Annotated in this window: 13 protein-coding genes and 1 other annotated feature; of the genes, 10 read left to right on the plus strand and 3 right to left on the minus strand. The window is 34.1% G+C overall.

Annotated features, from left to right (window positions below; translation table 11 throughout):
* Positions 1-141 precede the first annotated feature (141 nt).
* On the plus strand, positions 142-372 hold the full coding sequence (locus GJU41_RS19460) for a hypothetical protein (protein ID WP_154319287.1): 231 nt from the start codon (positions 142-144) through the stop codon (positions 370-372).
* A 296-nt stretch (positions 373-668) separates the two neighbouring features.
* On the opposite strand, the gene GJU41_RS19465 is transcribed toward GJU41_RS19460, so the two are convergent.
* Both GJU41_RS19465 and GJU41_RS19470 read right to left on the minus strand, forming a co-directional pair.
* Positions 669-1,241 carry a GNAT family N-acetyltransferase gene (locus GJU41_RS19465; protein WP_346265505.1) on the minus strand — a complete coding sequence of 191 codons (573 nt, stop codon included), beginning with the start codon at positions 1,239-1,241 and terminating at the stop codon, positions 669-671.
* 152 nt (positions 1,242-1,393) lie between these two features.
* Positions 1,394-2,011, minus strand: coding sequence for an NUDIX hydrolase (locus tag GJU41_RS19470; protein WP_154319288.1), 618 nt, complete (start codon positions 2,009-2,011; stop codon positions 1,394-1,396).
* A gap of 425 nt (positions 2,012-2,436) precedes the next feature.
* On the opposite strand from GJU41_RS19470, the gene GJU41_RS19475 reads away from it, so the two are divergent.
* The 5 genes from GJU41_RS19475 to GJU41_RS19495 all read left to right on the plus strand — a co-directional run bounded on the left by GJU41_RS19475 (position 2,437) and on the right by GJU41_RS19495 (position 7,377).
* Positions 2,437-3,303, plus strand: a complete 867-nt coding sequence (locus tag GJU41_RS19475) for a phosphotransferase family protein (protein ID WP_154319289.1) — start codon at positions 2,437-2,439, stop codon at positions 3,301-3,303.
* A 276-nt stretch (positions 3,304-3,579) separates the two neighbouring features.
* A complete protein-coding gene (locus GJU41_RS19480) occupies positions 3,580-4,032 on the plus strand; it encodes an NUDIX hydrolase (protein WP_154319290.1) in 453 nt (150 codons plus the stop codon).
* A gap of 102 nt (positions 4,033-4,134) precedes the next feature.
* Positions 4,135-4,383, plus strand: a binding site (T-box leader).
* Positions 4,384-4,439: 56 nt separating this feature from the next.
* Positions 4,440-5,438, plus strand: coding sequence for a tryptophan--tRNA ligase (locus GJU41_RS19485; RefSeq protein ID WP_154319291.1), 999 nt, complete (start codon positions 4,440-4,442; stop codon positions 5,436-5,438).
* A gap of 307 nt (positions 5,439-5,745) precedes the next feature.
* On the plus strand, positions 5,746-6,339 hold the full coding sequence (locus GJU41_RS19490) for a histidine phosphatase family protein (protein WP_154319292.1): 594 nt from the start codon (positions 5,746-5,748) through the stop codon (positions 6,337-6,339).
* A 384-nt stretch (positions 6,340-6,723) separates the two neighbouring features.
* Positions 6,724-7,377 (plus strand): hypothetical protein, encoded by a 654-nt coding sequence (locus GJU41_RS19495; RefSeq protein ID WP_154319293.1) that lies wholly within the window; start codon positions 6,724-6,726, stop codon positions 7,375-7,377.
* Between the two features lie 264 nt (positions 7,378-7,641).
* On the opposite strand, the gene GJU41_RS19500 is transcribed toward GJU41_RS19495, so the two are convergent.
* Positions 7,642-7,935, minus strand: coding sequence for a hypothetical protein (locus tag GJU41_RS19500; RefSeq protein WP_154319294.1), 294 nt, complete (start codon positions 7,933-7,935; stop codon positions 7,642-7,644).
* Positions 7,936-8,688: 753 nt separating this feature from the next.
* Between GJU41_RS19500 and GJU41_RS25295 the strand changes: the two genes are divergently transcribed.
* The 4 genes from GJU41_RS25295 to GJU41_RS19515 all read left to right on the plus strand — a co-directional run bounded on the left by GJU41_RS25295 (position 8,689) and on the right by GJU41_RS19515 (position 11,413).
* Positions 8,689-8,811: a hypothetical protein gene (locus tag GJU41_RS25295; RefSeq protein ID WP_263596932.1), complete on the plus strand. Its 123-nt coding sequence runs from the start codon at positions 8,689-8,691 to the stop codon at positions 8,809-8,811.
* A 3-nt stretch (positions 8,812-8,814) separates the two neighbouring features.
* Positions 8,815-9,243, plus strand: a complete 429-nt coding sequence (locus tag GJU41_RS19505) for a hypothetical protein (RefSeq protein ID WP_154319295.1) — start codon at positions 8,815-8,817, stop codon at positions 9,241-9,243.
* Positions 9,244-9,608: 365 nt separating this feature from the next.
* Entirely contained in the window at positions 9,609-9,770 is a 162-nt protein-coding gene (locus GJU41_RS19510; RefSeq protein WP_346265506.1) for a DUF2187 family protein, read from the plus strand.
* A gap of 554 nt (positions 9,771-10,324) precedes the next feature.
* Positions 10,325-11,413, plus strand: coding sequence for a polysaccharide deacetylase family protein (locus tag GJU41_RS19515; protein WP_154319296.1), 1,089 nt, complete (start codon positions 10,325-10,327; stop codon positions 11,411-11,413).
* The last annotated feature ends 122 nt before the right edge of the window (positions 11,414-11,535 follow it).

The following is an 11,535-nucleotide window of genomic DNA, read 5'->3' on the forward strand; positions in this document are numbered from 1 at the left end:
TAACGTAGGAAAAATCGGCTTTCTCCATGTCGAAATTTGCTTAGCGTATGTTTTCCGCGTTTTGTTGGTAGGACCCCTAGATTAAGTCATAAGTTAGATTTTAAATTTACCGAGAATACTTACAAGGAGATTTATGACAGTTTGAGTAAGGATATTTTAAAAGAATCCAAGAAAGACTTGGAAGTGCATAGTTGGCTTAATAAAAATCCAAACTTCGTTGACAAGACAAAAATATTACTGGCTGGCATATGGACTTCCGTCAAGGCTGAGGTATTAATCTCGATTATTCGAAAGAAAGAACTAGCGAACGAATACGAAGAACAAATAAATAAAGAACTAATTGAATTTAAAAAGAATCAAAAGCACCCCTAATAGGGTGCTTTTGATTTTATGTAAAACTAACATGGATCTAATGTTCAATAAAACAAACTCTAAAATGATCAAACTTTTTTATAAAAATTCCATCTATATTCAAAGCTTTAGTATCTATTTTGATCGATCTTTTTTATAAATGGATTCTTTCCATTTGCCATAAAAATGCAGGTTTATGCGTTATTTTTGATCAAACTTTTTTCCAATGCTACAGAATACTGTATACAAATCTAGTTAACATAATGCTTGTTTAATTAACGTATTTTAGTTCAGCAAAGACAAAATAATTATTTTTTTCATTTATGTTCCAAAACACTATATAATAACGAATCACGCCAACCATCTTTAATTAATAGGTTTTCACGAAGCCTACCTTCCATAGTCATCCCGACTTTTTCTATTACTTTTTTTGAACCAATATTTCTAGGGTCACAATAGGCAAATATACGATGAAGATTAAATGTACTAAATCCAAATTCAATTAATAGTTTAGCAACATCGGTTGCGATACCACGCCCCCAATAATCTGGATTTATAATATAGCCTATTTCTCCGTTCTTATGATTGAAATCCCTAATATTAATCTCTCCAGCACCAATCATTTTTTCTTCTTTTTTTAGAACAATGGCAAACATATATCGCGTTCTTGGTTTTTTAGCTGCATCAACGAGAACTTGTTTCACAAATGCTTGAGATTCCTCTTCAGAATTTGGTCCCCAATCCTGATATTGACAAACTTTCTCCTTAGATGCATACTTATGTACACCTATCCAATCACTTTCAGTGAATTCCCTTAATAAAAGCCTTTCATTTGATAGATTTTTTTTAATAGATTCTATTTTAATCCACCTCCAAATTTCTATATTTATATTCTCACCCTTGTTAAATTATCCTGCCACGTAGTTGAAGATGATCCAGAAGGATCGAATGAATATTCTATACAAAACTAGTTTACATAAGCTAATTATAGGCATGAAAAAAGAATCTTCGATTGAAGATCCTTGGTAGTATTTTATAATAGTTAATCAAAATAGACAGGTTCTTGTGGATTATGTAAATGTTTAAAAGCCAATTTAATTTGTGATTCTGTATTTCGAGCTATTGATAATGATGGCAGTTCATTTTCAGCGAAAAACTCAACTGCACTAGTTTCTATTCCTTTTTTGGCTTGTCCACCGATTATTTCACATTGGATAAACATTTTATAAACGTGATAAGGAGAAGGAGGATGCGGATGACACTTCTTATCTAGTACCCCTAACAATTTAATCGCTTTTACATCAAATCCTGATTCTTCTTTCACTTCTTTGACTGCAACTTCACTTGGGGTTAATCCAATATCACCCCAACCACCTGGTAACGACCAATCTCCGTCAGTATTTTCTCTAACCATTAAGATTTTATTATCTTTAAAAACAACAGACCTAATATCTACCTTAGGCGTTGCATAACCGGTTTCATTGGCAAACAAATCCCTTATAATTGTCTTATCCATATCTGTATGTTGCGACAATATTTCTACGCTTATATTTCTTATTAATTCAAACCGTTCTAAATCATAAACGTCTTTAGAATAAGTTAATCCTGCTTGAGCAATCGATTGAAGTTGTTTCGCCCATTCAAGCCATCTATGTTCCATGATTATCACCACCCACTTATTAATAACCTAATATTACCACAAAGAAGAAGTAGTAGTTTTATTGTCATTTAATATGTATACCATATACAAATCTAGTTAACATAATCGTTCCTAGAGGAAGTTAACAAAACAAAAACCCCTTGATTACCAAGGGGTTTTTCGCTGTCCAAATTTATGGGTTATGCACGTTTTTATACAAGCCTGCCAGATCAACGTTTTCAGCTGCGGAAGAAGCCGGTTGGCTGCATAAAAAAGAGGGTGTTTATGCAAGGGGTTAAGTAACAATAAAATTGTTTAAAAAATGCCATCATGCTATTCAAGAATCTGGCCATTTAATGGAGTAAGACTCCCAAAAATAATGGATATTTATGTTATTATTGTTGGAGATTGTGAATAAGATTAACGGTGCAGAAATAGGGGGGTGAATGGATATGTTACAACAAGTAATAGATAAATTTAAGTTGAATGTGTTAACAATTGAGGATGTTCCGCAGTCTTTTAGTTCTGCAGTTTATAAAATCCAATTAATCGACCATCGTACAGTCTATATAAAAATTCCTTATTCCAAACCAAAGCTTGAACGTGAGTATACTGTACTTAAACGATTACGCCATGAGCTACCTGTACCACAAATGTTAGACTATTGGGAAGGTAATGAGGATGTCACTGGTGCTTTATTATTATCCGCAATCAACGGTGTGCCGATAACAGAGAAGGTGGATACAGATTTAGCTTATGATATCGGAGTACACCACGCAATACTGCATGCAATCGTTCCAAATGAACAGGATTTCAAAAGTCCTGTTTCCAATGTTTATGGTCAATGGTCTGAGTTTATTGAGCGACAATTCTATTCCTTTGCAGAAGATGTAAAAGAAGTTATAGATCCCTGTTTATACGAACAATCATTGAAGCATTTTGTTCGTCAACTGAAATTACTTCCTTCTCCAGACGGACCTAGTTTTATACATATGGATTTTCGACCAGGCAATATATTAGTTCATGAAAATCAAGTGGCCGGCATTATTGATTTTGAAAGTGTCAGAATTGGCGCAACCGAAATGGACTTTACAAAAATTAATCGTGATATTTTCATGAAATATCCTGGAACGAGGGATGCGTATCAAAAAGGCTATGAGTCCATTCGTCCACTTATTAACTTACAAGAAGTACTACCGTTTTATCGCTTTACTGATGCGTTTAATTCAATTGGTTGGTGTAAAAGAAGAGGTATCGAAAAGCATCAAACATTTTTACAGGAGAATTTAGCATATTTAAACGTTTTTTTATGAACGCGGGATAGTTGAAAGAGAATTATCAATCATTAATAACTGAGAATCCATTTATATGCTCTTTCTCATATTTCATTATTCAATAATCGGGCGCACTTCTTGAATAAGAAGGCGTCCTTTTTGAATTGGGCCATATTCTGGAGTAAGAAAGGAAATTTGATGATTCATCTTGAATTTGTAAGTTGTTCCAGAAAAGGGGAAGTTTAGTGGGATAAGTGACTAACATTTCTTACTAAAGAAAATAAAAAAACCAAGACAATGGGTGGGAGATATCGCTTGAATTACGTTAAAGAATTAAGAAACCTAGTTGGAAATAGACCTTTAATATTAACTGGTTCGGTTGTTTTGGTTCTTAATGATAAAAATGATTTGTTATTGCAGCACAGAAATGATGGTGGCTGGGGCTTACCTGGTGGTTTGATGGAATTAGGAGAAAGTCTGGAAGATACTGCCATAAGAGAAGTGAAAGAAGAAACAGGTCTTCTAATTTTTGATTTAAAACTTCTAGGGGTTTTTTCTGGTCCAGATTATTACTTTAAGGTTTCTAATGGGGATGAATTGTATTCTGTAACTGCCGTTTATTTAACCAAGGGTTTTAAAGGCGAAATAAATATAGATAAAGAGGAATCTTTGGATATACAGTTCTTTAATTTGAATAAATTACCTAAGGGATTAACCGAAGAGTATCGAAGTTACATAACTCCATTCCTTGAAAAAATAACTAAATAAAGATTGATTTTGTTTCTCAACAATCGGGCGCTTTTCTTTAGCATGAATTGCACTCTTCCTTGACCTTTTACTATCCATATTTTAGAATTAATCTAATATACTTTGAGAGCGATGAAGAAGAAGAGTAAGCTTTAAGAACACTTCAGAGAGCTGATGGTTGGTGAAAATCAGTGCGGGATTATTGTTGAATGGGCTTCTGAGCTACTAGACTGAAACAAGTAGTAGGTTTAGCGGACTGTCTTACCGTTAAAAGAGACTAAGTATCGAAACAAATTTACTGTTTCAGTACGGATAAGTGCGTTTACATTTGTAAACGAATAAAGGTGGCACCACGGGTTACTCGTCCTTGTTTTTGGGGATGGGTAGCCCTTTTTGTATTTAATTTTAATCTATACGAGGAGGTTATTATGAAAAAAACTATTTTAACTGGAATAAAACCTACGGGACAAATTCATTTGGGTAATTATATTGGAGCGATAAAGCCTGCCTTGGAATTAGCTGAGATACAAGATTATAAACCAGCATACTTTGTTGCAGATTATCATGGTCTAACAAAAGTTCATAATGCTGAAGAATTTCGACATTTATCATATGGAATAGCAGCAACATGGTTAGCATTGGGGCTTGATCCTGATAAGGTCATCTTTTATAGACAATCTGATGTTCCTGAGATATTTGAATTGAACTGGATTTTTAGCTGTTTTGCATCCAAGGGATTAATGAATAGGGCTCATGCATATAAAGCTATTGTTGATAGCAATAAAAACTCGCAAAAGGATTTAGATTTTGGTGTCAATATGGGATTATTCAACTACCCGATTCTAATGGCAGCAGATATTTTGATGTTTAAAACGGAAGTTGTCCCTGTTGGAAAAGACCAAGTACAACATGTAGAAATCGCTAGGGACATTGCTGAAAGTTTTAATAATAATTATGGGGAGACATTCTTGTTACCAGAGTACAAAATACAAGAAGATACAGCTGTTTTGCCTGGATTAGATGGTCGGAAAATGAGTAAAAGTTATAATAATACAATTCCTCTTTTTGAAGAACCAAATAAATTACAAAAACTAATTAATAAGATCAAAACTGATTCATTGCCACCAGAGGCACCGAAAGACCCTGATACTTCAGTTCTATTTATGTTATATAAAGAATTTGCTTCTCCAACTGAAGTAGAAAAAATGAAAGAACAATATTTAAATGGCATTGGCTGGGGTGAAGCAAAAAAGGAGTTGTTTAAAGTTATGGATAGATTTATAAAACAACCACGTGAGAAATATAATGAGCTTATGGCATCCCCTGAAACATTAGATGGAATTTTGAAAAATGGAGCAGAGAAAGCAAGATCAATTAGTGTTCCGTTCTTAAAAGAAATTAAGCGTAAAATCGGGTTTTATGCATAGTATATTGCGAACTAACGAGAATAATATAACTATTGTGGGAATTGTAAATTAAACAGATGGAATATTAGTAAAAAATGAGGTGCCATTTTTGCAGTACTTTCTTATTTATTCAATCTTCAGTTCCACAATTATGCTATTTAATGGAATATTACTGCCAAACAAAACTGGATATTTATGTTTATTTTGAAGTGGGATTGTGAAGGGATTTAATTAAACTATATAGCGAGTTTACTTTAATAAAGATGCTATAATTTTTTATAATTGCATTACATATGTATAATTTCTTAATAAGGATGGGAGATAATATTTGGAAATTTTGTTAATCAGGCACGGCCAATCAGAAGCGGATATATTAAAAGTACACGAAGGAAGAGCAGACTTTCCTTTAACAGAGATAGGTCGTAAACAAGTACAATTAATGGCAGAAAGAGTGAAAAATGAGTTTCCACCTGAAATTGTTTGGTCTAGCACCCTTCAAAGAGCAAAGGAAACTGCATCCTTACTTTCAAACAAAGTAGGTTGTCCTATACAATTTAAAGAAGAATTAATGGAATTTAATAATGGTATTCAAGCTGGTCTAACTTTCGAGGAAGCTAAAAAGTATCCTAATCCAAAATATCTTCATGATAGATTTGAAGAAGGTGAAACTCATATAGAATTTAGAATGCGAATAGAATCTATCTTCTCAAAAATTCTATCCTCTTCTCTACATAATAGAATTGCAATTGTTGCTCATGGTGGGGTTATAAACTGCCTCCTTCGTTCATTTTTTCATATGCCCGTAACTAAGGACTTTTATTTTAAAAATGGGGATACTGGAATTAGTTTTATTGAAATAACGGAGCAAGGAAAAGTAATTCATTTTTTAAATAATACTTCTCATTTAGATAAACTAGAATAAATTATATTTGGATCTCATGGAAGAATAAGGTTGTTAATGAATTTTTTATGAAAATTGATTCTGCAAGAACTTTAATCTAAAGTCACTTTTTATTAAACTAACCCAGCTAATAGAAGTTTTAGTGATCTTTAGCAATCGGGCGCCTTTCTTGAATAATAAGGCGTCTTTTTGTATTGGTCCATTTAATCGATATGGTTTATTGAGCTAACGAAGGCAGGATAATTGATGATATTATTAAATAAATCTGATTTTATTTAATTTGGATGCAAAATGATTCTATGAATTTTGTAGTCGCCAAGACGCTATTATGAATGGTGCGAATAGGGAAAGACCATGAATGATTGATTGGACAAAACCAAATAACCGTAAAGCGAGGTGCAGGAATTGACTTTTAGGCTGACTCAAGAGGAAGAGGATTGGTTTACCTCGTTTTTTAAATCAGACGAATTTTCTGAAGTACTGGCCACATTATGGGCTTTAGGTTCTTATTCAGACAATGGCTTTACCATTCGGCATGCGAATAGGGGATTGATTGAACGATTTTCTGAGATGGTTATGAAAACCCGGCCCATTCGTTCTCAAATAGCCTATATTCGAAGTGATAAAGATAGACCTTACGAGCAATGGGTTTGCTCAATGCATCCTCATCATCCTCTTGTCAGCAAAATGAAAGATATGGGGTGGCTGCCTGTTCAGGCTGAGAACCGCCCTTTTCCTTCAGGCGATTTGGATGAAGATGTTTTTTGTAAGGCTTACATCCGTCTTCGGCATACCCTGACCACAAGTTATTCGAAAGAAAAAAACTATCTACGGCCGCAGCTCTATATATACGGTTCACAAGAAGTGCTTCTTCGCCTGACATCGTTTTTATGTAAGCGTATAGGGACAAAGGAAAAGAAAGTCCAACATCATTCACAAACCAGCATCACGAAGACGATCATCTATAGTTCTAAAGTGGAGGTTCCACAGATACTGGAATACATAGAGGCAAATGGAACGTTAGAGAAATTTAGAAGCCTTAACTTTGGTTATCAATAGGCGTCTCTTTTTTTCATTTCTAACAAAATGTATAAATTTCATTCTACCTGTCAATAACAATACCAAGTTATTAGACAAGGGGAGTTGGATAAATATGAAATGCAGAGATTGTGGTAAAAATACCAGAGCAAGAGATAAAAAGAAACATGAAGAAAGATGGGGCTTGTGCTCCAATTGCTACAAGAAAGATAAGGATATGTTTAAAGTGGGTTTACGAATAGCAGCCAACCGATAGAAATTCATCGAAATTAGATTCGATGAATTTCAATACACTACTGTTTGTTTTCCTTTTTCCTTAATAAGAGTAGGGGATACCCAATATTCTTCAAAAGCTCCACCATGTTTTTTTTGTAAAAACTCAATTACATTTGGGGAATCAAGTGCAATTTTTAATAACTCATCGGATAAACGTGATTTAGACATACCTCCACACGCCAATGAGAGCTTATGAAGTTTGCGGTCGTATTCACTTGTCATGCTAACAGAAACTCTGCATACCCGCTTTCCACCTAATCCTCTGGTTTTAGCTTGTTCACTGACGCTTTTATATTCGTTCAAATTAAAACCCTCCATTGCGTCACTGACGCAGTATTTAAACTATATATATGAGGGCAGGGTAATTTTATAGAACACCCATTTAAATATTGAATGTTAAAAAACGACACGGAAACACAAAACTTAACTTTAATTTATTTGAATGAAATTTGGAACGCACCACAGTAAAATACGAACATTAGCAGCCATGAGTCATCCTTTGATTTGTTTTTTCCTTGTTGCTTATGACTTGATGAATACATAAGATTGACTAAAATAAAAAATATTTTCGTATTTAAGGAGATTGGTATAAACATTTTTTTCTAATCTAAGAGACTCTCTCTGCCTTTAAAAAAAATAATAACAGCCTCTCTTCCATAGATTTTTAATTACCTGAGACTGCGCCAGTGAGTAATTGCGTAACTGCGCACAAACAAGATAAATAGGGCATAGGGGATGAATAAACCTTATTGTTCGAGTCATATGATAGCGAGAAGGCAGCAATATACTATCCTACAAGCTGCCTTCTTGTTGAGAAGTATTCCTAAGGAAAACCGAATATTTTAGACAAAACAAAAAGCCCTTATTCGTAGTGAATATGGGTTTTTTATATAGGCTTTGTAATTGGTTACTGGTTTAAATCAATGGTTAAAGCAAAAGCAACAAGAGCATGATGAATTTTGGTCTGTTCCAAATTCGTAGGAATAGTGGACAAGCAGTGCCTAATATCCTCTATTAAAGACGTCAGGAAATGGCGTTACATAAGGAGGAGTTAAAATGACAAAAGAATTGGCTATTTATCTACTCGAGAGTAAGGACGTCTATTTATCGGATGAAGGTAAAAAAATCTTACTTGAGGTAAGGGAAGAAATTCCCTTACCTGAAATGAGGGGAAAATAAACTATGGTTTATCGTCCTACTGTTCGTTATCCCGATGTTTTTAAAGAATATGTGGATGATCTTTTTCGAGCAACAACTCTTGATCGTAACCAAATCATACGTGCAGCACTTTTTGCAGCAGCCATTTCACCATCGTTCGAATCAATTTTGCTGAAGCATAAAAAGAAAGACGTCCTTTTCCCCTCTAGTCCATGGTTAATGGATCACCACTGGGTATGGATGGAGCAGAACCCAAAACGGAAGGGAGGTAAGGACGTCAATGTTAACAATTCACGAACAAAAGAAATTGAAAGACAACTTAATTCAAATAAAGAAATTGGAATCCAGGAACATAACAGACGTGGAACAAAGGTTAAGAGACGAGAAGGGCAGATTCCTACCGAACGAATTAGAATTGCCAATCAAGGAGGTATCTTCATTAGAATCGGATAGATCAAGAAAAGTGATTAAGCTAAAAGATAGCTACAATTCATATTTAATAAAAGATCGTTGGTTTACTGACGAGGAAATTGATACCCGTATAGTAATATCCCATTTAGGGATATTGGCCATATTATTTTGAATACAAATTCTAAGTACATAATGATTTATTATGTAGCAAGATTTTAACAGAAAAACCATTCATCACTTTAACTGATGAATTGGTTTTTTTGTTCAGGACCTAATTCAAAAGTCTATCGTTATCATGCTCTGCATCACGAGGCTCAATGGCTTTTAAAATTCATAAGAAATCAGGATTAATCCTGATATTGATTCTCATGGCTACTGTAAAATAAACTAAACAAAACTTTATTTTAATTAACCTTAGGAAAGAAAAAACTGGTAATAAAGGAATAATTGAAAAGATAAATGAAAACTCGGTGATCATCAATATTACAGAAAATCACTCGCAGCAAGAGTTTGAAGGGAATAGAACTGAAGTTGCTCATAAAAATTATAGAATCCTAAAAATCCAATAATAAGATACTTATCACTAAGATAAAAAAGGACTCAACCTTAAGCCTTCAAGCTAAGGATTGGAGTACTTTTCTTGTTTTACTGATTACCCTTTGGAACCAAACGCCCCATTTAATTTGGAGCGTTTTTTATTTACCTACCGATCATACAAGGAAAAGAAATTTCCTGAATGATTATCAATTTTTTTTGAAAAAAATAGTGAAAGTAATCCTACAATCAGTACACAAATACCAATATAAACTGCGCTTACTTCAATAAAAGTCCACAAAAATAAATAAATGCTAAAGGCTAAGAAAAGCCATCCTACAACTAATAGGATATTCGAATATATTTTAAGCATTAGATTCAACCCTTCTATTTAAATTTTTTTATTTCATATTAACTATTATTCTATAAATTGAGAAGTTTTTCCCTAAAACTATTTTGTTCATTTTGAGTATACGAGGTTCGAATCTTCCCTCTTTATTTTTTCCAATAATAAACTGTTTTGTTATTTGTAATTTGTTGATAAAATCCTTTCTGTAAGAAAAAAGATAGAACACACAGGGGGATAATAATGTTTATAGCAAACAAAATGGAGGGAAAAAGGGCATTTTTGGCCATTCTTCTCATTTTCTTCGTAATATCAGGTCTTTTTGGTGTAGCGCCAGCCCAGGCTGCAACAATATCATCGGCTAATATTTCTGTTGATGGGAAGCTCATCAAGACAAGCTACTATATGCAAAATGGCCATCTAATGGTCCCAGATCTATTCTTCAAGCATACAGGTGCTAATGTTGATAAGAATGAAAAATATAATTCTATTGCTGTTGAGAGAAATAATATTGTTGCTCTGCCATTGGACAAGGCGTATATGGACTATTATGTGAAAGAAAAAAACAAATGGAACCGTGAGTACCTGGCTACGACAACAACTGTTATTAATGGCCGTCCTTACATTCCATTATTGGTAACAGCACAGAAATTGGGAATGACCGTTACCTATGATTCGAAAATTTCTAGAACTTTTATTCAAACAAACACCCCAGAAGAGAGCAAGCCGATCGCATATGAAAAGGCCGAAATTACTGAAAAGAAAATTGCTTTAACTTTCGATGACGGCCCAGACAAAATTATTACACCTCAGATTCTGGATATATTAAAAGAAAAAGGTGTACCAGCCACGTTTTTTGTAGTCGGAGAGCAAGTTTCCTATTATCCGCAGTTGGCTAAAAGGATGGTAGAGGAAGGTCATGCCATTGCAAACCATACATGGGATCACCCTGAATTATCCAAACTCTATACTGCCCAAGTTATCCAACAGATTACATCAACTAATGAAATCGTTGAAAGAGTAACGGGAGTAAAAGCTACTTTATTAAGACCGCCTTATGGCGACTTTACAGCTGCTGATGCAATGGTATTTGAAAAACTAGGATTTAAAAACATTCTCTGGTCCGTAGATACACTCGATTGGAGCGGTAAATCAGCGGATGAGATTTTGACGATTGTGAATAGGGACAAATCACCAGGAGGGATTGTCCTTCAGCACAACTTCCAAAATACCAAATTACAAGGCACAGTCGATGCGTTGCCGCAGATGATTAACCAATTAAGAGCAGAAGGCTATGAATTTGTAACAATTGACAGCTTATTAGCAAAATAATAGATTAAGATTTTTATATTAAATATAAATAGGTTGTATGGTTTACTCCTACGTCTGAAGATGCCCGATAAATGATGTTCTATGGTAATTCCAACCCTCGTTGACTTGAAATTAAAGTCCGA

The sequence above is a fragment of the Metabacillus idriensis genome, assembly GCF_009674765.1.
GTDB classification, from domain to species: domain Bacteria; phylum Bacillota; class Bacilli; order Bacillales; family Bacillaceae; genus Bacillus_P; species Bacillus_P idriensis.

What these genes read in the sequence shown, in the direction of transcription:
- GJU41_RS25295 (WP_263596932.1), top strand. Translation starts at nt 8,689, where the DNA reads ATGACAAAAGAATTGGCTATTTATCTACTCGAGAGTAAGGACGTCTAT.
- GJU41_RS19515 (WP_154319296.1), top strand. Translation starts at nt 10,325, where the DNA reads ATGTTTATAGCAAACAAAATGGAGGGAAAAAGGGCATTTTTGGCCATT.
- GJU41_RS19485 (WP_154319291.1), top strand. Translation starts at nt 4,440, where the DNA reads ATGAAAAAAACTATTTTAACTGGAATAAAACCTACGGGACAAATTCAT.
- GJU41_RS19470 (WP_154319288.1), bottom strand. Translation starts at nt 2,011, where the DNA reads ATGGAACATAGATGGCTTGAATGGGCGAAACAACTTCAATCGATTGCT.
- GJU41_RS19505 (WP_154319295.1), top strand. Translation starts at nt 8,815, where the DNA reads ATGGTTTATCGTCCTACTGTTCGTTATCCCGATGTTTTTAAAGAATAT.
- GJU41_RS19475 (WP_154319289.1), top strand. Translation starts at nt 2,437, where the DNA reads ATGGATATGTTACAACAAGTAATAGATAAATTTAAGTTGAATGTGTTA.